The organism is Qipengyuania sp. S6317L1 (genome assembly GCF_023015615.1).
Lineage (GTDB): Bacteria > Pseudomonadota > Alphaproteobacteria > Sphingomonadales > Sphingomonadaceae > Erythrobacter.
In genome coordinates, this window is sequence record NZ_JALKAJ010000002.1 from 334,180 (window position 1) to 360,455 (window position 26,276).

Sequence of the window (26,276 nt, forward strand, 5' to 3'; positions counted from 1 at the left end):
GTTCGGCCACAGTGATGCGTGCAGGACAGGCGCCCGGGGTAAATCGGGGACCTGTCCTGAGCGGCACGGTTTGCGGAATGATTAGCCTTGCGCAGCGGCCTTAATAGGAGTGGCCGTCTCCATCGCCGTCACCGTGATTGTGACCGCCACCGGCATGGGTCGCACGTTCGGAGCCGCCCGCGTTGCCGCCCATGCCCCTCTCCCACCAATAGGCGCGGCGTCCACCGTCACCTGTGGCGATTTCGCGCATGGTTTTGGCGTCATACATCCGCCCGCCGATCATGACGCTTTCGATTGTGTCGCTGTCGCGCACATTGGCGCTTGGATCGGCGGTGAGAACCAGAAGATCGGCGAGCTTGCCGACCTCAAGACTGCCGACATCCTTTTCCATGCCCAGCGATTGCGCCGGGTAGATTGTCGCGGTCTTGAGCGCTTCGACAGCGCTATAACCGCCACGCGCAAAGCTCCAGATTTCCCAGTGCGCGCCAAGCCCGGGCTGTTGACCATGCGCGCCGATTGACACCTTGATCCCGCGATCGGAAAGCTTCTTGGCCTCGCGCGCTGCATTGTCATCGACAAAGGCCCAGTCAGGCGCCTTGGTGCGGCGCGCGTTGTTTGCCAAAAGCACTTTGGGTGGTGAGTGGATCATCAAGGGATGATCGAACACATCCATCGCCTGACGCCAGTAAGGGTCCCCTGCAAGTCCGCCATATGTGACCACCAGAGTGGGTGTGTAATTGGTGTTGGACTGGCCAAAGAATTGCAGCACGTCCTCGTAGAAGACATCGCCGGGCACATTGTGTTCCATGGTCGAATTGCCATCCGCGATGAGGTTCATGTCCATCCCGAACAGTGAGCCCCCTTCGGCCACGACCAGCATATTCTCCTCTGCTGACGCACGCGCAACCATCTGGCGCTGTTCGCGCCGCGGCTGGTTGTAGTTCTTGATCGAGATACCGCCTTGCGCCTTGATCCGGCGAACATGGGCAAGCGCCTCTTCATATGTGTCGATCCGCGCATAAACGCTTAGCGCTTTGGCCCCGTAAACGATCTCTCCGGTTGAAAAGATGCGCGGCGCCAAAAGCTTGCCCGCCATCTGCCGCTCGGCCGAGGCAAAGATCAGGCTCGCATCGCTCGACGGGTTGTGCGTGGTCGTGGTCCCCATCGCCAGGTCCTGGATAAGGCTCCAGTTCTGCTGCGGAATGAGTTCGTCCGTTCCATGCGGCCCGTGGTGGTGCGCATCGACAAATCCGGGCATGACCACCTTGCCGCTTGCATCGACAACCGTCGCACCTGCGGGAACGGTGACCTCGCCAGCAGCACCAATGGCCGCGATCCGGTCGCCTTCGATGACGACAACGCCGTTCTCGATCACGCCGGCATCGTCAGCATCAAGGCCCGTCGCCATAGTCAGGATCTTTGCCCCCGTGATGGCCACCGTGCCCGAAGGCGCCGCCTTGTTGACCGTCACCGCCATGGAGATCGCGCTGCCGGGGGTTTCATACCCCGTTTCTTCCTCGCCCTCGCCCTCGCCCTCGTTCTCGCCCTTGGGCTTGGAGGCAAAGAAATCGCTGACCTGCGCTTGCTTGAGGTCGGGGCCAATCGACCAGAACAAGGTTTCGCCCCCGCGCGCCCAGCCCATGAAATCTGCGCCGCCTTTGGAGACCATGGTGATCGGCACCGGTCCCTGGGTTTCGTTCACGTCGACCGGCTTGCCACCCGGTATCACCGGCATGGCAAACACTTCATAATTCTGCCGGAAGGCGATTGTTGCGCCGTCGGGCGCAATGCGAAAGTCGTTGACGAGGCTGCCGGTCGCGTGGGTCCGGGTCTTGTCACCTTCCAGATCGGACGACATCAGCGCAAGCTTGTCGCCTTCGCGCCCGACCATGAAAATGCGGTCGTTCGATGCACCAAATTGCGGCGTAGAGCCTTCGCGCGTGACAAAGACAGGATCGCCGCCGCCGACTGGTTGCAGATAGATGCCAGGATTTTCCGATTGCTCGGGCGCGGTAAGATAACCGCCCGTCCGTTTTTCATAAGCGATTGTGCGCCCGTCGGGCGACCATGCAAGGCTCGCATAGTGGCCGGGCATGGACGATACGACCTTGGCGTTTGACCCGTTTGCGTTGGCCACAACAATCTCGCCCAGCCCGTCATCTGTCCAGCGCACGAAAGCGAGCTTTGAACCGTCACGGCTGAACGCGGGATAGGCCTCGACCGCATCGCTTGTGTCGCCTGTCATCGGGCGCGCGCCATCGCGGCCGCGCGCGGATTTGGTGTGCAGTTTGCCAAGGGTTTCAAACACGACGCGGCTTCCATCGGGCGAAAGCGTGCCGAATTTGGCCATTCTGGTCGTGAACCTGTCGGGGGCCACTTCGATTACCGGATGGGGTGCATCGGCAATGCCGCGCGTATCACTCACGCTGAACGGGATTACCGCATGGTTTGCCCCGTCGCGGTCCACCCGGTTCAGCTTGCCCCCTGCCCAAAACACGATCGAGTCGCTGTCGGGGGTCCAATCCATATTGGGATAGACGCCGGTAACCGCCCAGGTTTCCTGCACATCAAGGTCGAGCGCATCGTAAATCATCCGCTCGCGCCCGCTCGCAAGATCTTTCACCCAAAGTTGCGAGGTGTCCTTGTCGCGCCTGACAAAGGCGATTTCCTTGCCATCGGGCGACGGAGCCGGACGCACCGCGCCGCCATAACCATCGACAACGGTGGTGACTTCGCCTTTTTCAAGGTCGTGTTTTTCAATTGCGAAAACGCCCGCGTTTGAATCCTGCGCATAGATAAACGCGTTCCCGCCGGTCGTATTGCGGGTGTAGTAAATCGCCGAGCCATCGGGTGCGAAAATCGGTTCGCCCAATTCCTTTTGCAGCTCTTCATTGCGCCGCTCGACCACCTGGACGCCGCCTCCGCCCGAGACATGGTACATCCAGATCTCGCCCGTGCCCAGTGAACGCTGCGTCGTGAAATGCTTCTTGGCCGCGATAAAACGCCCGTCGGGCGACCAGGTCGGCTGGTTCAGCAGGCGGAACTCTTCCTTGGTTACCTGGCGCTTGTCGGAACCGTCGGCGTTCATCACCCAGATATTGTCACCGCCGCCGCGGTCGGATGTGAAGGCGATGCGCGAGCCGTCAGGAGAGAAACGCGGGTGCACTTCCCACGCCAGACCTTGCGCAATCCGCGCCGCCGCGCCGCCTGTCATCGGCACGGTGTAGATATCACCCAGCAGGGCGAATGCGATGGTGTTCCCATCGGGCGACACATCGACGTCCATCCATGTTCCCTCATCGGTCTGGATAGGAACTTCGCGGATGATCGCTCCTTGAGGTGCCTGAACGTCCCATTCGGCCTTTTCTTCGCCCTCCTGATCCTGCGCAAGCGCGACGCTGGCGCTTGCCAGCATGGATCCCGAAAGCATTGCAGCGGCAAAGTGGCGAATGGTAAAGCGGCGCATATGGAAGTCTCCCCTGACAGGCCCTGAAGTGAGCCAAGTAGGCTGGGTTTGTTTTCAAGTCACGATATTGCAGGCTCTCAAGAGCGATCAGCCTTTCGCCCCGTCGATATAGCGCGCCACATTTTTGGCGAGCACATCCATCGGCGCATTTCCGCCAAGGATGATGGCATCGTTGAAGGCTTTGAGATCATAAGCATCACCAAGTTCGCGCTGGGCCCTGGCGCGCAAATCGACGATACGGCTGTGGCCCAATTTGTAGCCCGTGGCCTGCCCCGGCCAACTGCAATACCGGTCGACCTCGCTTGCCACTTCCTGCTCCTTGGAGCCGTTGCGCTCGACAAAGAAATTGACCGCGCGTTCGCGGCTCCAGCCTTTGGAGTGCAACCCTGTATCGACCACCATCCGGCACGCGCGGAAGGCAAGGCTTTGCAAATAGCCCAGCCGCCCGACCTTGAAATCGTCATAGGCGCCCAGTTCATCTGCCAATTGCTCGGCATAAAGCGCCCAGCCTTCCGAAAACGGATTAAACGCAAGGATCGAGCGGATAAGCGGGAGACGGTTGGAGTATTCGCCCTCCCAGACATGGCCCGGAATGGTCTCGTGGTAGGTAAGATCGGCAAGGTCATATTTGCGATGCAGATCGGTGGTGCGAAGGTTGATCCACATCCGCCCGGGAATGGTCCCATCCTTGCTGCCAGCCCCGCCATAGGCGCCCGGTGCGCCGGGTTCTTCGGAAAGCGGCAGACGGCGCACTTCGAGATTGGGATCAACCAGCGTGTTGAACGCACGCGGCATCTCGCCCTTGATCCAGTTGATCCGGTCCTTGATGAAAGCCATGATCTCGGCGCGGCCCGGATCGCCTTCTGAAAACTTGTAGCGCGGATCCTGGCTCAGCCCCTGCATCCGCTCACCGACCGTGCCCTTGGTGAAACCGATCTCGCGCAGGATCGGGTCCATGCGCGCGTGCAGCGCCTCAAGCTCTTCCAGACCCTGATTGTGTATTTCATCAGCAGTCAGGTTCGTCGTGGTGCTGGAACGCAGGGCCCATGTGTACCATTCCTCGCCATAGGGACGCTCGCGCATGCCCGCATCGTTCGTGGCCTTTGCCCGCTGGCGCTTCAGCTCCTCCAACTGGCGGGTGAGCGCATCCACAATTTCCCCGCGCTCGACCCTCGCGGCTTCTTCGACAGGGGCGTTCGCGATCCCGGCTTCGGCGGACCTTCTGGACAGCGAGGATGTGAACAGATCGGCCTGCCCGGCGGTGGCAATCGTGCTCTCCATCTGTGCGATGGCCTTGTCGAGCAGGAAGGCGGGCGGGATCACGCCAAGGTCCGCCGTCGATTTCATCCGGTCCAGTTCGCCATCAAAGACAGCGGGCATCTGCTTCATGCGTTCAAGGAAGAATTCGGCATCGTCGCCATCAGATACAGGATGGCCTGAATCCATGAAGCGCGGCAGGTCGAGATAGGAGCCCACGTTCTGAATCACGACATAGGGCGCAGTGCGCCAGCTTCCCACCGGGATGTCGCCATAAGGCAGGGCAAGCCCGTCGAGCGCCACTTGATATCCGCTTTCAACCGCCTCGAAGCTGGTGAGCTGCTCAGGGGTCAGATTATCGCGCGGATAGGCTTTCGTCATGTCAAGGTCGCGGCGCAAGGTCGCGGCAAGCGCATCCTGTCCGGCCTGGCTTTGATCTTCGAGTTTGCCTCGCAGGCCTGCATATTGGCCGACATCCACACCAAGGCTCGTCGCCCGTTCCGGTTCGTGACCGAGCAGGTTGTAACCAACCTGTTCGAGCCAGTCGTCCGGGGTGAGAGATGCAACCGGACCATCAAGGGCGGTCATCTTGCATCCGGTAAGGGTAAGCGCGGTGGTTGCGCTGAGCCCGGCCAAGGTTTGGCGGCGGGTCAGGCTAAATTGTGTGTTCGTCATGGCATCAGTGTGTGAAGCCCATAGGAGGGCAAGTCAATTTGCCGTTGCCCGGTTTTTACTACGCGTATCAGGCAGGCTCTTCATATTGCAGCGTCGCATCCACATTGCTGCGCGTATAAGCGTGATAACCGCTGCGCGTCTGGGCGTAGATGCGCTGTGCAATCGGTTTACCCCACGCCGTGTTGTTAAGCGCTGTGAAGAGGGGGCTTACAAACTTGTTGCGCCCAACCCTTGCCAAAAAGCGTTCAGCCTGCGGCACAGCAGGGTCATATTCATTGCGCAAAGCCGCCTCCAGCCACAGGAACAACACCTCGTTATTGGCGCTCTGCGAAAGGCCAAGGGTCGTATCGAGCGCCGCGAGTTGCTCTTCTGACAGTTCTTCGGGCAGTTCCTCCAGAAAACGGCGCTGTTCTGCTGCGGTCCAGCCGCGCCATACATCACCGTCAGGAAGCGTGCCTGCGCTTGCATAGGCTGAAACCGCGCCATCCACCTGAGCGAACGCCTCGGGATCGGGCTTCCACGCATTTTCGGGAAGGCCGGTGCCATAGACCCATTCGTCGAGCATCAATTGCTCTTCGAGCGCGGCATCACCCTTGATGAGTTTTTCGCGCAGATCGTTCAAAAACATTTCGGATGTGACCGGCTGGAAGGCATAGGTATCGAACCACTGGGTGAGCCAGGCATCGAATGGCTCGCGCCCGATGATGTTTTCCACCGTGCGCAGGAACACCGTTCCCTTGTCGTAAATGGCAAAGCCCCTCGTTGCGAACGGGCTAATGTCGTCGGGGGTGCGCATGGCTGTTGCGGGATTGTCTGCCCCTGTGTTTTCGATCCCCTCGACAAGGCCCGCATAGCTAAGAGCATATTCCTGCTCGGCGCGCTCCTCGCCGTAAACCTCTTCAACGATGCGGTTCTCGAAATAGGAGGTGACGCCCTCGTTGAGCCACCCGTCGCGCCAGCTTGAATAGGTGGTGAGATTGCCTGACCAGCTGTGCGCAAGCTCATGCGCGACCAAACCGTTATTGGAGCGGTCGCCTGCGATAAATGTGGGCGTGAGGAAGGTCATCACCGGGTTTTCCATCCCGCCATAGGGGAAGGCTGGCGGCAGGACGATCATGTCATATCGACCCCAGCGATAATCGCCAAACAATGCGATCCCGGCATCAATCATTTCCTCGGTGTCGCCCACTTCCTGTGCGGCCGCTTCGATGACTTCAGGCTCAGCCCAAACGCCCGAGCGCGGGCCAAGTTCGCGAAACTCGATATTTCCCGCCGCAATAGCGATCAGATAGGGCGGCACCGCATTGTTCATCACAAAGGAAAATTCGCGGCGTTGCCCGTCCTCGGCCCCTTCCTCGACCACGTCCTCGGCTTGCGGGTCGCCCTGCACCACCCCGCTCATCACCACATTGAGGGGTTCGGGCGCCGAAATGGTCGCCTCCCATGTCTGACGGATGCCGGGGCTGTCCTGCGTGGGGATCCATGTGCGATTGTTGATTGCCTGACCCTGGCTGAAAAGAAACGGATATTCGCCGCCAGCGGTCTGCTGCGGGCTGAGCCACTGCAAGGCTTCTGCTTCGGGCGCAGAGAGATATTCGATCACGATGCGATGCGTTGGCGCAAGCTCTCCCTCGCCAAGATTGCCATCGCGTTCCAGCTTTTGAGCCGGAAGGCCAATGGTCAAAGGCTCACCCTTCCCCTCAACCGTGTCACCCAATGCAAACGGCAGCGCATTGCCAGCCTCGTCGGTAACAGCAGAAACACGAAGCCCGTTGGAATCGAGAATGATCTCTTGCGCCTCATCAGCCGCCAGCACATCGAGCACTGCCGTCCCGCCGATGGTCTTCGCATCGAAATCCACCGCCAGATCGAGGTCCAGATGGGTTACCCGCGCCTCGATTGGCTTTGCGAAGGTTTGATCGTCAAAGGCTTCTTCGCTCGTCAATATGGGCGCGATGGGGCCGCGTTTGCCGGTATCGGGTGACATCAAATCTGCACATCCGGCAAGCAGGAACACAAACGGAAGCAGAAGAAGTGAGACGGTAGCGCGCATCGGGGAATCCTGAAGGTTTTGATTGCGCGGCTGAATGGCATGAAACGAAGCGGCTTGCCAACAGTCGATACGGCGCGCGGCGTCTAGCCTATGCGAAAAGTTCAAGCTTCACCTGCCACCCGATGCTGCAATCGAAGCAAAAACACGGATAACAAGCCCGAAAGCCCGATCAATTGGTCCCGATATTAAATTCCAACTGCCAGCTAATGCAGCTCCCGCAATCTCTCTCCCATCGCGACCACGATGGATCGGGCATCAGGCGGTTTCGCGAAGCATCAGCCGCGGAGGCAGTACAAGACTTTCGGTGTCTTCCCCTGCCAAGCGTCGAAGCAACAGGTCCACGAGGCCTTTTGCGCCAGCAGCGATGTCTTGCCTCACCGTCGTAAGAGGCGGCGCCGTCTGGCTTGAGATCGGGAGATCGTCGAAACCGATTACCTTTAGCTGACCCGGCACATCTACGCCGCGTTCCCGAAGTTCTTTAAGACAAGTCACAGCGATTGTGTCGGTTGCGGCAAAGATGCCGTCGACCTTGCCTTCGATTTCCTGCAAATGCTCCGCGATTTCCTCGCCGGTCTTCTCGGGCGACAGGTGCGTCGGAAGGGCGCGGATCGCTACACCCATTTTGTCAGCCACTTCTTTTGCGCCGGCATAGCGGGCTGCAAACTCGATCGGCTGTGTGTCGCCCAGGAATGCGAGTGCTTTTGCGCCAGACGCGATGAGCCTTTCAGCGGCGAGCTTTCCACCCAGACGATTGTCTGTGCCAACCACGCAGTGCCTTTGGCCTTCCTGGTGATTGCCCCAAACTACCATGGGCAGATAACCGTCGGCGACATCCTCAATCCGCTCGTATTGGTCTGACTGACCGATCACAATCACGCCATCGACCATCCCCGATCCGATGAACCGGTCAAGCCAGTCCTCATCCTGATCGGGAATGACACGCCTCAGCATGAGGTCGTATCCCTTCTCCGTCAGTTCGTCGGCCAGATAGCCGAGCAGGGTGATGAAGAAAGTGTCGGAAATTTGCTGCCGCACGTCGTGTCCCAGCGGAATTGCGACCCCGATGACGCCTGTCTTTTGACGGCGAAGCTTGCTCGCCATCTGGTTCGGGCGAAAGCCATGTTCGCGCGCAATCGCCTCGATCTTTGCGCGTGTCTTCGTGTTGACCAGGCTGTTGCCGGCAAGCGCGCGCGACACAGTGCCGGTGGAGACACCGGCAATCTTGGCAAGGTCGGCAAGAGTGCGAACTCTCCCTGTGCTTTCCGGGGTATCCGGGGTATCTGGATCAGGCATGTGCCCCCCTTAACCTGCCAGCGCCTTTTGTTCACGCGGAACTCTGTGACCTGCATCGACGAACAGGGTTGCGATTGCGCCCACGATCATCAGCGCTCCTCCCATCATCAACACATTGCGTGGATCACCGCCGAGCAAAGGATTGTAAATGAGCGGCATTGTCAGCGTCTGGAACAGCATGGGAATGACGATGAACATGTTGAAGATGCCCATATAAATGCCGTTGCGTTCCGCCGGGATGGAATCTGCAAGCATAACATAGGTGTTGCCCATCATTCCGGCCCAACCAATGCCGATGCCAAGCATGAGAGCAAAGAGCGCAGCCGACGTTTCCACCCCGGGGATAAGCAGCATCGCCACCCCTGATGCGGTAAGGCAGACTGCATGGACCAGGCGTGCACCAAGTCGCGCCACGATCGGGATGAGCAGCAGGGCCCCGATGAAGGCAATGAAATTGTACAGAGCGCCTGCCTGCTGCGTGGTCAATGTTGCTTCACGAAATGCTGCGCTCGACGGATCGGAGGTGTCATAGATCGAGCGCCCCACGGCAAAGGTGATGTATTGCCAATAAGCGAACATTGCATACCACTGGCAAAGCATGGCGAGGGCGAGCTGGCGCATCGGCTTTGGCATATCGCGGATCGCATCGCCGATTTCCGTGAGCGTGCCTCTCACCGTCAGCGGTTTCGTGTCCAGAACGGCCTTCTCATCCTCGGTCATCGGCAGTTCGGGCACGCGCCAAACGGACCAAACGATGGTCGAAATCGAGAGTATCGCTCCGATTATGAAAGCGATGCGGACGATGACCGGAATGCCGTTATCATCAAGCACGTCCTGTGCAACAAACGCCGTCAGAAGCGTCGGAGCGAGATAGGAAAGAGTTTGCGCCAGACCGGTGAAAGCGCTTTGGGTGAGAAAGCCGATCGATCGCTGTTCGGGCACGAGCCGGTCGGCAACATAGGCGCGATAGGGCTCCATGGTGATGTTGTTACCAGCATCAAGAATCCAGAGCAGCGATGCCGCCATCCAGAGCGTCGACGAATACGGCATGAAAAACAGACTGATCGTGCAAATGATCGCGCCGATCAGGAAGTAGGGTGTCCGGCGCCCATATCGTGAACTTGTCCGGTCGCTCATCGCGCCAACGATTGGCTGGATGATGAGGCCCGTCATCGGACCTGCAAGCCACAACAGCGGCATCGTCGCTTCGTCCGCGCCGAGAAAACCGTAGATCGGTCCCATATTGGCTTGCTGCAGACCGAAACTGAATTGCAGGCCGAAAAAACCGATATTCATTTCGATGATTCGAAGCAGCGAAAGCCGTGGTTTTACGGCGGTTTGCATAATCAACTCCCTCTCACTCGCCGTTATGTGACCGGCGTTGTGGCATTTTCGTGACATAGATTGCGCGTGATTGCAATCGTTTGCAATTTTATTGTTGCAAACGATTGCAATCGAATTATGCATTACTGCGAATCGCGCAAAATGGTGCGAGCACAAAGGAGAGAATTCCCATGAAGTTTCGTCACGCTTTGGCCTTTGGCGTCGCGCTGAGTGCCTTTTCCACCCCTGTATTCGCACAAGACGCCGCCGAGACTGCGGAAGATGACAATGAGATCATCGTCACGGCGGTTGCTCGCGGCCAGAACCGGCTTGAAAGCTCGGTCTCGGTAAGCTCGGTTGGTGCTGAACAGATCGCAGATCTCGCACCGCCATCCTCTGCCGATCTTATCCGCCAAATTCCGGGCATCCGTTCCGAGGCATCAGGTGGTGAGGGCAACGCCAACATCGCCGTTCGCGGTCTGCCCGTTTCGACCGGCGGTGCGCGCTACATCCAGCTTCAGGAAGACGGCCTGCCCGTTCTCGAATTCGGCGACATCATCTTTGGTAACGCCGACAACTTCCTTCGCGCAGACCGCAATGTGGCGCGCGTCGAGGCCGTTCGCGGTGGTTCAGCCTCGACTTTCGCATCGAACGCACCGGGCGGCGTGATCAACTTCATCTCGAAAACCGGACAACGCGAAGGCGGTGCAATCCAGGGCACTGTGGGCGTCGATTTTGAGACCTACCGCGTAGATTTTGACTATGGCGCTCCGCTCGCCGATGATCTGTATTTCCATGTCGGCGGCTTTTACCGCACTGGCGAAGGCCCACGCGATATCGGCTACAACGGCTATGACGGCGGCCAGGTCAAAGCGAACCTTACCAAAGAGTTCGACGGCGGCTATGTGCGTTTCCACGCCAAGTTCCTTGATGACAGCACCCCCACCATCCTGCCCCAGCCTGTTTCTGTAACCGGCACGGACGGCAATCCGGATTACACTGCGATTGCTGGCTTCGATCCGCGTTCAGATTCGCTTTACAGCCCGTTCATCACGACCATCACCACCCTCGATGGTGGCAACAACCCGACCACCTACAATTTCCAGGATGGCCTTTCGGTTGAATCCCAGGCGTTCGGTGTCGAGGCCGAAATTGACGTTGGCTCTGGCTGGACGCTGACCAACCGCTTCCGTTACGCCAACAACTCGGGCAGCTTCGTCTCGCCTTTCCCGGCAAGCGCAGGGGCGGCTCAGGATATTGCTGATGGTATCGGCGGCGCCGGCTCGAGCATTGTATTTGCCTCCGGCCCGAACTCGGGCAGCGTCGCAAATGCTGCTGACATCGGCGGCAATGGCTTGCTCGCCAATATCGTGAATTTCAATGTTCGCCTGAACAGCCTCGACAACGTCACAAACGATTTCCGCATCTCCAAGGACTTCGACTTTGGTAGCGGCTCGGCAACGTTCACCTCAGGCTTCTATCTGTCGCGTCAGGACGTGGATACCGACTGGCTGTGGACTGCTCATGTCCAGACCGTTCAGGGTGATGGCCAGTCCGTGCTCGTCGATATTGTCGATGCCGGTGGCGACACGGTGACCGACAACGGCGTCGTTGGCTATGGTGCGAACTTCTTTGGCAACTGCTGCCGCCGCAACTATGACGTGGCCTACAGCACGTATGCGCCGTTCGCCTCACTTGCTCTCGATTTCGATCGACTGACGCTCGATATGAGTGTGCGCTACGACTATGGCGATGCCAATGGCACAGTCACAGGCGATGGCCCGGTCACAGACTTCGACTTCAACAATGACGGCGATATCAGCCAGGCGGAATCGCAAACCAGCGTTCTCCCGCTGACCACCCCTGCACCGGTCAATTACGACTTTGGCTATTTCTCATGGTCGCTCGGCGCGAACTACCTGCTGACTGATGATCTGGGTATTTTTGCGCGCTACAGCCAAGGTGGGCGTCACACTGCCGACCGCAGCCTTCTCTCGCCTGCTGTCAGCACGGTCGACGGGGGACTTCCGGGCGGTGATGATGGCGTGATTGCCGACGTCAATCAGCTTGAGCTTGGCCTGAAGTATCAAGGTGGCGGCTTCTCGGTCTATGCGACCGGCTTCTTTGCTGAAACCAGCGAAACCAACGTCGAGATTGCGCCGCTGCTTCTGACTGATACCGACTACGAAGCCTATGGTGTCGAACTTGAAGGTTCGTATTCGACCGGCCCGTTCACTCTTAGCGCCGGTGCCACATGGACCGATGCCGAGATCAAGGACTCGCTCAACGCAGCGATCATCGGCAACACTCCGCGCCGTCAAGCTGACCTCGTCTATCAAGCCACTGCGCAATATGACGACGGTTTCTTCAAGGCTGGTGCCAACCTGATCGGGACCACGGACAGCTTTACGCAAGACAGCAACCAGCTCGAGTTGCCCGGCTATAACCAGGTCAACGCGTTCCTCGCAGTGCGTCCGGTAGACCGGGTTGAGGTGGCGCTGAACGCGACCAATCTCTTCAACAACTTCGGCTACACCGAAGCAGAAGAGGGCTCGATCCCCGGCAACGGGATTGTGCGCGCTCGCTCGATCGCTGGTCGCACGGTCGCAGCCTCGGTTCGCTTCGACTTCTAAGCCTCGCGGGTCGCGAGCACTGCAAGCTGGCCGGATGATCTCCCCCCCTTCATCCGGCCAGCTTCCCTTTTTTGTGCCGGTTTTAGTTAGGTGAACCAATGACTTCGTTTTGGAAGCCGGAACACGCGCGCGATGCGCGCCGCAGCATTTCGGTGCAAATCCCTGTAATTGAGAGCGTCAATCGCGAAGGCCTGCAATCCGGGCGGATTTATTGGGACATGTGGCCCATTCAGACCCGCTCCGGCCATATTGCCCAAATCAAGGGCCGCGAGCTTTGGATGGCATTGGGAGCCCCTGATCGGGCGGATTCTTCGATCAGGCATTTCGAAGCCAAAATCTATCTGCTGGAACGCCAAGGCACTCGCTGGGTAGATCTGGGCCCGGTCCTTCCGGAATTCGACGTCGATTATGAACGCGAATGGTCCGGCTCTGCAATCCTCGAAGGGGACAACCTTTCGCTCTACATCACCGGCGCTGGGGTGGCGCAGAAGGCAGGCGGCTATCAGCAACGCCTGTTTGAAGCCCACGCGACTATTGGCGATAACGGCCTGCCGATCAATTGGTCGAAGCCGGTCCTGTCGGTTGAAGGCTATGGCGAGCATTACATGCCAGCCGATGCGCATGAGGGTGAAGCGGGCAAGATCAAGGCATTCCGCGATCCCGCGTTCTTCAAGGACCCGGCCGATGGGGCCGAATATCTCGTCTTCAGCGGTTCGCTTGCCGGAAGTTCAAGCGACTTCAACGGCGTGATCGGCATTGCCAAGCGCGATGGCGAACGCTGGGATTTGCTTCCCCCGCTCATCAGCGCCGAGGGCGTGAACAATGAACTGGAGCGGGCCCATGTGGTCTTTTATGAAGGCCGCTATTACGCCTTCTGGGTAACGCAGAGCCACACATTCGCCCCCGACCTTCGCCAAGCGCCCACGGGCCTTTACGGAATGGTCGCGGACAGTCTTTTCGGTGAGTACCGCCCCCTCAATGGAAGCGGTCTTGTGCTCGCCACTCCTGAAAGCGAACCGCTACAAAGCTACAGCTGGTTTGTGTCGAGCGAGTTGCTGGTTTCAAGTTTCGTTGATTTTTACGGTCTCAAAGGCAACACGCTGCCCAGCGATACCGCCGCGGCCAATCAGTTCTTTGGCGGGGTTCCCGCCCCCCTCCTCAAACTCCAGATTGATGCAGATCGCTGTGAGCTGGCCGAAATGGTCCAGGCATGAGTTCGACTGGCAAACCTTTGCTGGGTGCAATCGAGGCGGGCGGCACGAAATTTGTGCTCGCTGTCGGACACTCTCCAGCCCACATCATCGCGCGGCACGAAATTCCCACGCGCGATCCAGCCGCGACGCTGGCGGAAGCAAACGCCTGGTTCGAAGGCCACGGGGCGATCGGCGCGCTCGGAATTGGCAGTTTCGGCCCAGTTGATCTTGATCGATCCTCGCCAGAGTGGGGTCGCATTACCAACACGCCAAAGCCGGGCTGGGCGAATTGTGATCTGGTGGGATACTTCGCCGAACGGCTGGGTGTACCCATCGGTTTTGACACAGACGTAAACGCGGCGGCGCTCGCTGAATACACCTATGGGGCCGGAAAAAGCGCCGCATCGCTCGCTTACATCACGGTGGGCACTGGTATTGGTGGCGGACTGGTACTCGATGGAAAAGGCGTTCATGGTGCCGCACATCCGGAGATGGGGCACATTCTTCCCCGCCGCCACCCGGATGATCGTGACTTCAAGGGCGTGTGCCCGCACCACGGCGACTGTCTGGAAGGACTGGCGAGTGGTCCGGCCATCAAGGCGCGGTGGGGAGCCTCGCTTTCCGAGTTACCGGCAGATCACGAAGCGCACGAAATCATCGCCTGTTATCTGGCCCAGCTCGCTGTCTCGCTCATTGCCGTGACTTCGGTAGAAATTATCGTGTTTGGCGGCGGTGTGATGAAGACACCTGCCTTGCTTGAGCGTGTCGAACAGCTTGCTTCGGAACTTGGCGCGGCGTATTTCCCCGGAAAAGCGAAGCACAAGATCGTCTCGCCCGGCCTTGGTCAAAATGCCGGCCTTACAGGATCATTGTTGCTCGCTGCCGATCTATGATCTGAGTTTGCGGCTTTCGCCGGCTGCTAACGCTGCGCTCTTGGCTGATCCGATAGTGCGGGTGCGCGGTTCCGCTCACCGCCCAAGAAGTATTGCGAACTTGGCTTGCCGCCTATGCGCGAGATGATGCAGCACCATGTATCGCGTTCGGGAGATGCGGGATTGACCTGGTTGCGCGATAAAATTCTTGAATTCGCAAGAGACAGGTAAAAAACCTGGGCCCGATAATGCGGACAAGCGGATCGGGAGTTACCGTGATAACACGCGATGTCTCACCCATGGCCGAATGCATCTGAGACGCCGGCCCCAGGATAGAACCTCCACACATTCCGGAGCAATGGCGCCGCTAGTATCAAGCCTCACCCTATTGGGGAGCGATTATGGCAACCATGGTGAGCTGACCGGACGCGTCTGATTATATCAGATGAAAATGGCGGAGACGGTGGGATTCGAACCCACGATACGGGGTTACCGTATACACACTTTCCAGGCGTGCGCCTTCGACCACTCGGCCACGTCTCCGCATGTCCCTTTCGGGCGAGGGGAGCCTTTAGCTTTGAAAAATAGGAACCGCAACCGCTGCGTTCAGCCTACCCTTGGGTGGGAGGCGGAAATGTGGTATTTGATCCCCATCGGGCGGCGCTGCGCGCATTAGCATTCGCTGCGAACGCCGCGTTCCGAAGAGCCTCTTTCCGCCCTCGAAAACGCGTGGAAGGGGGCTTTTTGTTTGCCGCGCCAGATGGCACAAGGCTTTCCATGAAAAAGCAAATTCTTGGCCTCGCTCTGACCGCGATCACCCTTCCAGCAATGGCCCTCGCCCAAGGCGAAAGCGAAGCGCAAACGCCGCCCGCCGAGTCGCCCAGCCCCAATGCAATCGTCGCCGCAGCGCCTGCGAATGAGTGGGTGGCGATTGATGCGGAGGACTTACTGGTGATGACGCTTGCTCCCGACGCGCGAGGGAAGAGCCGCGAAGTCGTGATCCAGTTGATGCCAGCGCCCTTTAGCCAAGGGTGGGTCGAGAACATTCGCACCCTCGCCCGCGCCAAGTGGTATGACGGGATTTCCGTCAACCGAGTGCAGGACAATTACGTCGTCCAATGGGGCGATCCGGGGCACGACAATCCCGAAGGCGAAGGGATTGAGACCAAGCCACTGCCTGAGGGGCTGAGGGCGATGGGGGAGGAAGAGTATAGTGTGCCCGTCACGTGGAATATGTCCATAGAAGATGAGATTGCTCATGTGTATCGCCGCAGCCTTCGCGTGAGTATGGAGGGGGGATACTCGCCGGACATTATGCCGGTCAGCATGATGCTGGCTGATCGCTTTGAGGGATATCCCGGAATTACCGGCTTTTCATCGGGCTGGCCGGTAGCAGGAACGTTTACTCGCGCGCATTCAACGGAGGGAAAAGAGGCTTGGCCCGTCCACTGCTACGGCATGGTCGGCGTTGGCCGTAACTACTCCCCCGACACAGGTTCTGGCGCAGAGCTTTACACCGTCATCGGCCATGCGCCGCGTCACCTTGATCGAAATATCGCGCTGGCTGGCCGCATTATTGACGGGATGGAGCATCTTTCCTCGCTTCCCCGTGGCTCTGGCGTTCTTGGCTTCTACACCGAGGGAGAAGCTGACCTTCGCACGCCGATCCTTTCGATCCGCGTCGCCTCTGACCTCCCCGAAGCCGAGCGGCCCGCATTTGAGTATCTCTCGACCGAGAGCGAGAGCTTCGCAGCCTACGCCGAGGCGCGCGCCAATCGCCGCGATCCGTTCTTCATCGTGCCGACTGGAGGCGCGGATATCTGTAACATCCCTGTGCCCATTCGCGCCATGACAGGGGACGCCGCCGGGTGAGTGAGACGATCACCGCCACCCTCCCCTTGCGCCGTTGGCAGGGGGAAAAGGCGACCTATCATCTGGTGAGCTTCACCGGAGATCAGGCCGAAGCGCTTGCGGGCCATGCGCTGATGCAAAAGCTTGAGACGGGCAGGCGGCGCGGGTTCGGTTCGGTCAAGGTGACCGCCAGCATTGGCGACACATCGTGGAAATCATCCGTCTTCCCGCAGGACAAGCAATCCGAATGGATCCTGCTCGTCAGCAAAAAGGTGATGAAAGCGCAAGACCTTACCCCCGGCGATCAAATCGCCGTCAGCGTCACCCCGCTCTAAGCGACAAGCGCCGCTCAGGCGGCCTGCTCGTCCGCTTCCAGATCGCGTGCCGATTTGCGCACATCGGCGATAAACTTGCCCGCTTTTTCGCGCAAATCGTCGGCATGGATGCCAAGTGCATTGGCGCTCGCCACCACGTCGCCTGCTGCCGAACCAGTTTCCTCGCTCGCCTCTTTGAGAGCCATAAGCCGCTCGCTCACCTGGCGCGAACCTTCGGCCACGGTGTCGATATTTCGGGCCAGTTCTTCGCCGGAGACAGACTGCTGGTCGACCGCCGTTGCAATTGTGACCGCCACCTTTTCAAGTTCGCCGATCTGGTTGTAGATCGAATTGAGGTCGCCTGCGCTTGAACGGGTCGATTCCTGCATCGCCGTGATCTTTTCCGCCACGGAGCTGGTAGCAGCAGATGTTTGCATGGCGAGTTCCTTGACCTCGCTTGCCACCACGGCAAAGCCCCGGCCTGCCTCGCCGCCACGTGCAGCCTCGATGGAAGCGTTAAGGGCAAGCAGGTTGGTGCGCTGGGCGATGGTCTGGATGAGGCCAGCGATTTCGCCCACCTCTTCAGCTGCGGTGGAAAGATCGTCCATGCGCGTGTTGGCGCTCGCCACAAGCTCGGTCGCATCGCGCGCCAATGTCGCAGAGGCGCTCGCCTGCTGGCTGATCTCATTGATCGAAAGCGCAAATTCGTCCGTTGCCGCCGCCGCTGCGGTCACATTGGACGACGCGCTTTTCATTGCTAGGCTCGCGCTGTCGGCCTGCTCGTTCGAGCCATCGGCCAACTGCACCATTTGCGAAGATGTCGCCTTCAATTGTTCGGACGCAGCCGAAACCGAGGTGATAAGTTCGCCCACGGACTTTTCAAAACCCCTGGCAAGATTATCGAGCAGCTCGCTTTTTTGCTGGCGAAGGGCGCGCATTTCTTCTGATGTGTGCTGTTGCTGGGCGAGTTGTTGCTCAACTTCGGCGGCGCGTTTTTCGGTGAGTTCACCAAGCTCAAGCGTGGCATGGCGGAACACTTCCAAAGCGCGCGCCATTCCGCCGATCTCATCGGGTCGGTGACGGCTCGGGATACGGACCGACGTGTCTCCTTCGACGATTTTCTCCATCGTCGCGGTGAGCTGTTTGATCTTGCCCGACACGCTGGAGGCAATACGCCGCGCGCCGAAAATCGAGCCCGCGATGCAGATTGCACTGATCACCACGAGCACCAGAAGGAATGACGAAATTGATCCGAACAACGCCTCGGTATTTGCTTCAATTTCGGTGCGAAGAAACTGCGTGAAGTTTTTAAGCTCGTCTCTTGTCTCGACCATATCGGGTCGCACAGAGGTCACACCTGTGCTCTCGCCGCGCAATTGATCGACCCTGCCTTGCAATGCCTTTACCTCAGCGCGAAGCTCCAGATAGGTTGCGCTGGCATCTGCCGGCAATTGCACTGTTATTGCCGATGCGGGTTCGTCAAGCTCGGCAAACGAAATGGCAAGCGCCTCGCTCGACTGCTCAAGCGCGGTGTCTCGCTGCTGCGGGGTTGGAGCATCGCTTGCCGCATCGAGTGCATCAATCGCATCGTAAAGGCCAACGACGGCAGTGTGGCTGTGTGCTTCGACTTCGTTATAGACGGATTGCTCGCGCCCCTGCTCGGTAAAAAGCCAGGCCGCGCCAAGGATCAGGGTAACCAGAAATGCCAGGACAAGCGTATTGCCCAGAACCGCAAACCGCAGCTTGTTTTCAACCGTTTGACGATCGAGCCATCTGGAGCTCAACTCGACATTCTCTTGTTCCTGCGCGTTTGAGGAAATCTCGTTCTCAAACTGGTGGTTGAGCGAAGTCACAGACACAAATCCCTTCCAAGCGGCGGCACCCATTTGGCACCGATACTTTACGGGGATTTACGGATAAGGGTTTAAGACATGGTAAACCCAAATTAACCAAGCCGATTAAATTCGGTCAGGGTAGCGTTGTCGGACGGTTGCCTAGATCCGGTCAGCCTGCGCTACCGCGTCGCTGGCGCGGAGGGCAGACAGGATGCGGCTGAGGTGCGCAAGGTCATTGACCTCGGCGTCGATTTCATAGGTCGCAAAAGGCAGGTCGAGATGGGTTTGCCGCAGGTTCGTTACATTAATCTTGTTCTGCGCAAACACGCCCGCCATTTCAGCAAGCGTTCCGGGCCTGTCGTAGATCGTGACCGCGAACCGGCCCAGGGCCCCGTGTGACCTTTTATCCCAATTGAGGTCGAGCCAATCGCTGTCGACCCCGTCGGCAAGCTGGAGGCAGTCAATGGTGTGGACGATAACCCGCTCACCCTTGCGGCGAAGCCCGACGATGCGGTCGCCGGGCACCGGGTGACAGCATTCGGCAAGCTCGAAACCGACACCGGGGGTAAGGCCGCGAATGGAAATCTGGCGGTCATGGCGGGCCCAGTCTTCATCCTCGCTGAATTCGGCAGTGCATCCCGGAACGAGCGCCTCCATCACTTCGCGGTCGGTAATCTTGCCAGCGCCAATGGCGAACATGAGATCCTCGGGCTCGTCCATATCAAGGCGTTTGATCGCCTCCTTGATTGCCCTTTTACCGATCTTGGCAGGCACGCGCACGACGATCTCGTCGAACAGCTTGGCCCCGATTTCGGCCACCTCGTCGCGCTCTTTGAGACGAACGGCGCGGCGGATTGCGGCGCGCGCCTTGCCTGTCACGACAAAACCGAGCCAGGACAATTGCGGCTCTGCCTCCCCGCCCTTGATGATCTCCACCACATCGCCATTGGAAAGCTGGGTGCGCAGCGGCATGTGCCGCCCGTTAATCTTGGCGCCCACCGTTGCAAGGCCCAAGTCGCTGTGCACGGCAAAGGCAAAATCGACCGCGGTTGCCCCCTTGGGTAACTGGAACAAGGCGCCCTTGGGGGTGAATGCGAATATCCGGTCCTGATAGATCGCCAGCCGCGTGTGTTCGAGCAGTTCCTCGGCATCGTGGCTCGCATCGACGATTTCGATAAGATCGCGCAGCCAGCCGACCTGTCCATCGGGCCGATCCTGCTGCTTGTAGGCCCAGTGCGCGGCGAGCCCGAATTCGTTGCGGTGGTGCATTTCGCGGGTGCGCACCTGCACCTCCACCCGCATCGAATTTTCATACATCAAACTTGTGTGAAGCGAGCGGTATCCATTGTTCTTCGGCGTCGAAATATAGTCTTTGAACTTGCCGGGAAGAAACTGCCAGGTGGTGTGCAGGACGCCCATCGCAGCATAGCAATCCGCGACATTGTCGGTGATGACCCGGAAGGCCATGATGTCGGTGACCTGCTCAAAACTTACGTGGCGTTCCGACATCTTGGTCCAGATCGAATAGGGGTGCTTTTCGCGCCCGGTGACCTCAACCGAAAGGCCCGCTTCAGCCAAAGCCTGTTTGATTTTCAGCGCGATCGCATCGACCTCGCCGCTGTCTGCGCCGCGCAGTTTCTCTAGCCGGTCGGTAATGGTGGCGTAGGCTTCAGGCTCCAACTGCTCGAACGCCAGGGCCTGCATCTCGCGCATATATTCATACATGCCCACACGCTCGGCCAGTGGCGCATAGATATCCATCGTCTCGCGCGCGATGCGCTGGCGCTTTTCGGGTTTCTTGATGAAATGAAGCGTGCGCATATTGTGCAACCGGTCGGCCAGCTTGACCAGAAGCACCCGAATGTCTTCAGACATGGCGAGCAGAAATTTGCGCAGGTTTTCAGCCGCCCGTTCGTTTTCGGGCATGGCCTCGATCTTCGAAAGCTTGGTCACCCCGTCAACCAGCCGGGCAACCTCTGGCCCGAAATTCACCTCGATATCGTCAATTGTGGCAAGAGTGTCTTCGACCGTATCATGCAATAGCGCGGTGATGATCGTTTCCTGATCAAGCTGAAGGTCGGTCATTAACCCTGCAACTTCAACCGGGTGCGAGAAATACGGGTCCCCGCTGGCGCGCTTCTGGCTGCCGTGTTTTTGCACCGTATAGACATATGCGCGGTTAAGCGCCGCCTCATCGGCGTCAGGGTCATATTCAAGGACCCGTTCCACAAGTTCATATTGGCGCAGCATTGACATAAATATGTGCCCAACCGGCTTGTTGGGCAAGCGTTATTCGCAATGTACGCAGCGCCAAACGCTGTCATGAAATGACTTGAGAACGGCAGCGCTCAGATGCGCGCAGTTGCGTTGAACCCCGTTGCAAAAAGAAAGGCCGGGATAGCCGTCTACGGGCTATCCCGGCCAGAAAATCGAGCTCCAGCAGGGATAAGCGCTGAGCCTCGGATTAGCTCTGACGTGATCCGCATCCAACGCATGAAACGAATCAAAGGGAAAGAACTGACATCCTGATATTGCGACTAACTCGCAATTGCAAGTGCCTCGAGCCACTTTCCCGCCTCCTCACGTGAAAAAGCTGTTAGCTCCAGGTTGCCCTGGGCGGGAGGCTCATCAGAATCGCGTCGATATTGCCGCCTGTTTTGAGGCCAAAGATCGTGCCGCGGTCATAGACGAGATTGAATTCGGCATAGCGCCCGCGATACTCAAGCTGGCGGGCAACGTCGGCATCGTCGAACTTGCTGTTCATCCGCTCACGCACGAGCTTGGGATAGATATCGAGGAATGCCTTGCCCACGTCCTGTGTGAAGGCGAAATTGCGGTCGAAGCTGGGGTCATCCACGCATTCCAGATGGTCGTAGAATATCCCGCCCACGCCCCGGTGCACCTCGCGGTGGGGGATGTAGAAATAATCGTCCGCCCACTTCTTGTATCGTTCATAATACGTCGGATTGTGGGCCATGCACGCCGCGCGCATTGAGGCGTGAAATGCCTCGGTGTCCTCTTCATAGGGGATCGGCGGGTTGAGATCCGCCCCTCCCCCAAACCATGCTGCCTGCGTGGTGAGGAAGCGCGTGTTCATATGCACCGCTGGCACATGCGGGTTATGCATATGGGCAACGAGGCTGATGCCGGTTGCGGTAAATCCGGGGTGCTCGACGCTCGCCCCGTTCACTTGGTCGGCGAATTGCGGGGAGAATGTCCCGCGCACGGTTGAAACATTGACGCCAACCTTCTCGAACACCTTGCCTTTCATCAGGCCCTGAACCCCGCCACCGGGGTCTTCGTTGCCCTCTTCCTCGCGGGTCCATGGGGTGTACTGAAAGCTCGCATCCGAGCCCGCCTCGCGCTCAATGCTTTCAAAAGCCGCGCAAATCTGATCGCGCAAGGCTTCGAACCATTCTTTCGCACGCAATGTGTGGCCGGCCCAATCGCTCATAGTCTTCCCTCGTCCAATATACGCTGCATCATGTGCCCGATGACAACAAGAGTGTCCACCCGCTCTGACACTTGCCAAACGATGTTTCACAAGCCAGAAGGCCGCATGGTTCCCGTTTCGTTCCGATCTGATTCTGCGCCGCTCGAGTTTGCCGGTGAGGAGATGGTGCTGACCAAATCGCACGCGTTCTTCTGGCCGCGCGAAAGCACGCTTCTCGTCGCAGACCTGCACCTTGAAAAGGGCAGCTGGTATGCGCAGACGGGACAGATGCTCCCGCCCTACGACAGCCGCGCAACGCTGGAGCGTCTGGCGGACACGATCAAGGCGACGGGCGCGCGGCGCGTGATTACGCTGGGCGACAATTTCCACGATGATGCGGGCACCAGCCGCCTGGAGCCTTATGCGAGCGGAATGCTCGAGGCTCTCATCCGCAGCGTTGACTGGGTGTGGGTGACGGGCAACCACGATGAGCAGATGCACCGGACTTTCGGTGCCGAAAGTTTCGAGGAGCTTGAGCTTTCCGGCGTGATCCTGCGCCACGAAGCGCGGCCCGGCGAGACCCGGCCAGAATTGTCAGGCCACTATCACCCCAAGATGCGCCTTCGGGTGAGAAACCGCCATATCGCAAGGCCCTGCGCCGTGGTGAGCCGTTCGGCCACCAGCGCCGACCGCATGATCGCGCCCGCCTTTGGCGCGTACACCGGCGGCATGGATGCAGGCGCGCCCGAGATCCTGAAAGCATTGAGCCCCGCCCGAAAGATCGACGCGGTTCTGCCTGCAAAGGGCAAATTGGTCACATTCCCGCTCTATCGCGAAGCGGCTTGACGCTTGCGCCTAGTATTTTAAGGCCTGCGCGACTATATTCGAGTCTCTCGATAAGGCTACAACAGGAGAACCCACATAGCCCGTCCACCTCGGCGTCAGATGGCCCCGCCAACGAAAAGCGGCCCTCGTTATGATCAGTTTATTCAAGTGCCCAAGGTACGCGTCATCGATGATGAAGGCGAAAACCTGGGTGTGATGTTCACACGCGAAGCGGTTGAGCAGGCGAATGACAAGGGCTTGAACCTTGTCGAAGTGTCGCCCAATGCAGACCCGCCCGTGTGCAAATTCCTGGACGTTGGCAAGTACCGTTTCGAAGCGCAGAAAAAAGCCAATCTGGCGCGTAAGACTCAGAAGACGCAGGACATTAAAGAAGTCAAAATGCGTCCCAACATCGACACACATGATTATGATGTGAAGATGCGCAACGTCGACAAGTTCATCAACAATGGCGACAAGGTGAAAGTCACCCTGCGTTTCCGTGGCCGTGAAATGGCGCACCAGCATCTGGGCATGGATTTGCTCAAACGCGTACAGGAAGACGTGGAAGAGATCGCCAAGGTCGAAGCATTCCCCCGCCTTGAAGGCCGGCAAATGCTGATGGTGCTTGCGCCAAAATGAGCGGCGCGAGAGCCAAACCTCGCAAATTCAAACCGCCTTTTCTGAAAGGCGCAAAGAGATCTACGGCCTCTTGGAAGGACAGGTTTGGCGGATGGGCGACGGACAAAAACCGTCGTCCCGATGCCGCAAAGCCTGACCAGGCTGATCACAAGCGTGACCGGAAAGACCCGGACAGCGGCGGGCTTGCAGCAGAAGCCCCGCGCAAACCGAATACTCCCAATCTTTCGGGCGGCGCTGCGGCCCGGCTTGAATTCAGGGAAGACTGAGACAGTCGATCAGGGAGCCGGGTGGACCATGGTCCAGAATTTGGGCCCACCACCCGGCACTTCCCATTCCTCCACAATATCGAACCCCAACCGGGCATAGATCGCGACGTTATCAGGCGTTGCCGTCTCCAGCAGCACGCCGCGCCCGTATTCGGCTGCTCTATTGACACCTGCGCGCACGATTGCCCCGCCCCACCCCTTGCCCTGGGCCTCTGGCGCAACGCCGACATAGCGCAGGTATGAATAGGGCTGAGGAGCGGGGTGGTGTTTGTACATTTCCTCTGCGACCTTCAGCCCGCGCGGTAAGTCCGTGCGAAAACCTGCCAGCATACGAAGATTGTCGTAAAGGCTGGCGAACAGCGTTTCGCGCACCTTGCCCGGCGGATACCACAGGCTTGCAGCGTTCCCGTCGGTTGACGCCAAAATCTCGCCGTAGCGGCGCGACTGCTCGGCCATCACCTTGAAAAAGCCCGGAAGCATTGCCTCGCGCTTCTTTTGATCGGGCACCACCCACGAAAGCGCCGGATCATTGCGGAACGCAGCCGCGAGCGTATTGGCAACGGAGCCAAGCGGCGCCGATCTGTCTAAAACATCAATTGGCCGATCAATTGGCATCGGAAGAGCCTAAACGCTTTTTCGGGCGAGTTCCAATCCGTCCACAACCAAGCGCCCTCGCCGCTTGCGCTTGGCCGCCAAGCTGGCACTCTATGCGCAAACGCGTAAGGGAGGAGCGCGAGCGCCATGAGTGCCCAAAAAATCGGCTTGTTTCTGGGCCCCCTTGCCTTTGCCATCACCATCTTTGCGCCCGCACCTTCCGGCATGAGCGGCGAGGCTTGGCTCGTTGCAGGGTTGGTTGCGTGGATGGCGGCATGGTGGATGACCGAAGCCGTGCCGCTTTCGGTGACCGCGCTTTTGCCGTTTGTATGCCTGCCGCTGTTCGGGGTGATGACCGCGCGCGAGACGGCCGGTGCATATTATGCGCCCATCCTTTTCCTCTTGCTTGGCGGGGCCTTTATCGCGCTGGCGATTGAGCGCACGGGGCTGCACCGGCGGCTGAGCCTTGCGATCCTCAAGGCGATCGGCTCCGAGGGAGGACAGGTGCGCCTGCTCCTTGCTTTCATGATCAGCGCGGCGATCCTGTCGGGTTTGATCTCCAACACCTCGACCACGCTTATCATGATGCCGATGGCACTGGCCGTGCTCGCAGGCGGCGCCGCGAGGCAAAGCGCGGATGGCCGTGCAGAATTCCCGGCCGAGACAAGCGGCATTTATGGCGCGCTTCCGATGGGCATCGCCTTTGCCGCGACCATCGGGGGGCTTGGCACGATTGTCGGCTCGCCCACCAATGGCATCGCGGTGCAATTGCTCGACGACATGATCGGGCTCAGGATCAGCTTTGCCGATTGGATGATAATGGGCGTGCCCGTGGTTCTGATCGGTGTCCCGCTCGCCTGCTTTATCGTTGCCCGTGTTCAACGGGTCGACGCGCACCCCTTCGACGTTGCCGCCGCCCGCACCGCAATCGACGACCACGCCCCCTGGTCACCTGCGGAAAGGCGCCTTGTGCCGATTATCGCGATCACCTTCCTTCTATGGATGAGCCAGCGCTGGGTCGCGCCCTTTCTGCCGCCCAATAGCTGGACCGATGGGACGATTGCTGTGCTGGCGGCGCTCACCCTGTTCATCTTGCCCGACGGCACGAATGAGGGCGGCAGAACCCGCCCGCTGCTCAGCTGGGACGAGGCAAACAGAGCGCCCTGGGGCGTAATCCTCATGTTCGGGGGCGGCCTTGCTCTGGCGGCAGGGATGCAGGCCTCCGGCCTTGCCGATTGGTTGGGGCAATCGCTCCTGCCGCTTGAAGCCATGCCGCTTTTCATCATCGCTTTGGCTGTCGTTGCTATGGTGGTGCTGGTCACAGAGTTCGCCAGCAATGTCGCCACCGCCAGCGCGATCATCCCGGTTGTCGCCAGCCTTGCCGCTGGCCTTGGACTTGGAGAGGCCGCGATCCTTATCGCTATGCCGGCAGCCCTTGCAGCAAGTTGGGGCTTTATCCTGCCTGCGGGAACCGGGCCAAACGCGATCGCATGGGGCACAGGGCGCTTGCGCATCGAGAAGCTGGTGCGTGCAGGCCTTGTGCTTGATCTGCTCGGAATTTTCCTGATTGTCGCGATTGTCTGGGTGATGTCGACGCTTCTCTGACCTGCCGTCGCGCGGTCGGGTAAACGGGGGAAGCTGCGACTTCTCTCGCTGAAATTGGTTGCATCGGAAACCACCTCGCCATATCCAAACCAAAGCAAAAAGGCCTTTGGGGAGAGGCGCTTCTGCGGAGGTTAGAAGCGGGCGCTCCA

General features: G+C 59.1%; 18 protein-coding genes and 1 tRNA gene. 9 read left to right on the plus strand and 10 right to left on the minus strand.

The window, feature by feature from the left end; genetic code table 11:
• Positions 1-100: 100 nt before the first annotated feature.
• The 5 genes from MWU38_RS02915 to MWU38_RS02935 all read right to left on the minus strand — a co-directional run bounded on the left by MWU38_RS02915 (position 101) and on the right by MWU38_RS02935 (position 10,088).
• On the minus strand, positions 101-3,466 hold the full coding sequence (locus MWU38_RS02915; RefSeq protein ID WP_247270331.1) for an amidohydrolase family protein: 3,366 nt from the start codon (positions 3,464-3,466) through the stop codon (positions 101-103).
• Between the two features lie 87 nt (positions 3,467-3,553).
• Positions 3,554-5,398: a DUF885 domain-containing protein gene (locus tag MWU38_RS02920; protein ID WP_247270332.1), complete on the minus strand. Its 1,845-nt coding sequence runs from the start codon at positions 5,396-5,398 to the stop codon at positions 3,554-3,556.
• Positions 5,399-5,465: 67 nt separating this feature from the next.
• Entirely contained in the window at positions 5,466-7,451 is a 1,986-nt protein-coding gene (locus tag MWU38_RS02925; RefSeq protein ID WP_247270333.1) for a M1 family metallopeptidase, read from the minus strand.
• Positions 7,452-7,706: 255 nt separating this feature from the next.
• Positions 7,707-8,744, minus strand: a complete 1,038-nt coding sequence (locus MWU38_RS02930) for a LacI family DNA-binding transcriptional regulator (protein ID WP_247270334.1) — start codon at positions 8,742-8,744, stop codon at positions 7,707-7,709.
• A gap of 9 nt (positions 8,745-8,753) precedes the next feature.
• The gene (locus MWU38_RS02935) at positions 8,754-10,088 is read right to left on the minus strand and encodes an MFS transporter (RefSeq protein WP_247270335.1); all 1,335 of its coding nucleotides are present in this window, start codon (positions 10,086-10,088) and stop codon (positions 8,754-8,756) included.
• Positions 10,089-10,258: 170 nt separating this feature from the next.
• Here MWU38_RS02935 and MWU38_RS02940 point away from each other — a divergent pair, with 170 nt between their 5' ends.
• The 3 genes from MWU38_RS02940 to MWU38_RS02950 all read left to right on the plus strand — a co-directional run bounded on the left by MWU38_RS02940 (position 10,259) and on the right by MWU38_RS02950 (position 14,786).
• Entirely contained in the window at positions 10,259-12,700 is a 2,442-nt protein-coding gene (locus tag MWU38_RS02940) for a TonB-dependent receptor (protein ID WP_247270336.1), read from the plus strand.
• Positions 12,701-12,798: 98 nt separating this feature from the next.
• Complete coding sequence (locus MWU38_RS02945; RefSeq protein WP_247270337.1) at positions 12,799-13,914, plus strand: glycoside hydrolase family 68 protein; 1,116 nt, start codon at positions 12,799-12,801, stop codon at positions 13,912-13,914.
• The gene (locus tag MWU38_RS02950) at positions 13,911-14,786 is read left to right on the plus strand and encodes an ROK family protein (RefSeq protein WP_247270338.1); all 876 of its coding nucleotides are present in this window, start codon (positions 13,911-13,913) and stop codon (positions 14,784-14,786) included. The genes MWU38_RS02945 and MWU38_RS02950 overlap by 4 nt, the downstream gene beginning before the upstream one ends.
• Positions 14,787-15,217: 431 nt before the next feature.
• On the opposite strand, the gene MWU38_RS02955 is transcribed toward MWU38_RS02950, so the two are convergent.
• A tRNA-Ser gene (locus MWU38_RS02955) sits at positions 15,218-15,308 on the minus strand.
• Positions 15,309-15,542: 234 nt separating this feature from the next.
• Between MWU38_RS02955 and MWU38_RS02960 the strand changes: the two genes are divergently transcribed.
• A complete protein-coding gene (locus tag MWU38_RS02960; RefSeq protein WP_247270339.1) occupies positions 15,543-16,637 on the plus strand; it encodes a peptidylprolyl isomerase in 1,095 nt (364 codons plus the stop codon).
• A complete protein-coding gene (locus tag MWU38_RS02965) occupies positions 16,634-16,951 on the plus strand; it encodes a DUF1905 domain-containing protein (RefSeq protein ID WP_247270340.1) in 318 nt (105 codons plus the stop codon). Before MWU38_RS02960 ends, MWU38_RS02965 begins: the two co-directional genes overlap by 4 nt.
• A gap of 14 nt (positions 16,952-16,965) precedes the next feature.
• On the opposite strand, the gene MWU38_RS02970 is transcribed toward MWU38_RS02965, so the two are convergent.
• The 3 genes from MWU38_RS02970 to hemF all read right to left on the minus strand — a co-directional run bounded on the left by MWU38_RS02970 (position 16,966) and on the right by hemF (position 22,219).
• Positions 16,966-18,783 (minus strand): HAMP domain-containing methyl-accepting chemotaxis protein, encoded by a 1,818-nt coding sequence (locus tag MWU38_RS02970; RefSeq protein ID WP_247270341.1) that lies wholly within the window; start codon positions 18,781-18,783, stop codon positions 16,966-16,968.
• A gap of 141 nt (positions 18,784-18,924) precedes the next feature.
• Positions 18,925-21,015, minus strand: coding sequence for a bifunctional (p)ppGpp synthetase/guanosine-3',5'-bis(diphosphate) 3'-pyrophosphohydrolase (locus tag MWU38_RS02975; RefSeq protein ID WP_247270342.1), 2,091 nt, complete (start codon positions 21,013-21,015; stop codon positions 18,925-18,927).
• A 346-nt stretch (positions 21,016-21,361) separates the two neighbouring features.
• A complete protein-coding gene (gene hemF / locus MWU38_RS02980) occupies positions 21,362-22,219 on the minus strand; it encodes an oxygen-dependent coproporphyrinogen oxidase (RefSeq protein WP_247270343.1) in 858 nt (285 codons plus the stop codon).
• A 105-nt stretch (positions 22,220-22,324) separates the two neighbouring features.
• On the opposite strand from hemF, the gene pdeM reads away from it, so the two are divergent.
• From pdeM to MWU38_RS02995, 3 genes are all read left to right on the plus strand, one after another.
• On the plus strand, positions 22,325-23,044 hold the full coding sequence (gene pdeM, locus MWU38_RS02985) for a ligase-associated DNA damage response endonuclease PdeM (protein ID WP_247270344.1): 720 nt from the start codon (positions 22,325-22,327) through the stop codon (positions 23,042-23,044).
• Positions 23,045-23,143: 99 nt separating this feature from the next.
• Positions 23,144-23,662, plus strand: a complete 519-nt coding sequence (gene infC, locus MWU38_RS02990; protein ID WP_247270345.1) for a translation initiation factor IF-3 — start codon at positions 23,144-23,146, stop codon at positions 23,660-23,662.
• Positions 23,659-23,928: a hypothetical protein gene (locus MWU38_RS02995; protein ID WP_247270346.1), complete on the plus strand. Its 270-nt coding sequence runs from the start codon at positions 23,659-23,661 to the stop codon at positions 23,926-23,928. The genes infC and MWU38_RS02995 overlap by 4 nt, the downstream gene beginning before the upstream one ends.
• A 9-nt stretch (positions 23,929-23,937) precedes the next feature.
• Here MWU38_RS02995 and MWU38_RS03000 read toward each other — a convergent pair whose 3' ends face one another.
• Complete coding sequence (locus tag MWU38_RS03000; RefSeq protein ID WP_247270347.1) at positions 23,938-24,543, minus strand: GNAT family N-acetyltransferase; 606 nt, start codon at positions 24,541-24,543, stop codon at positions 23,938-23,940.
• A gap of 126 nt (positions 24,544-24,669) precedes the next feature.
• On the opposite strand from MWU38_RS03000, the gene MWU38_RS03005 reads away from it, so the two are divergent.
• Positions 24,670-26,127, plus strand: coding sequence for a DASS family sodium-coupled anion symporter (locus MWU38_RS03005; RefSeq protein WP_247270348.1), 1,458 nt, complete (start codon positions 24,670-24,672; stop codon positions 26,125-26,127).
• Positions 26,128-26,276 lie beyond the last annotated feature (149 nt).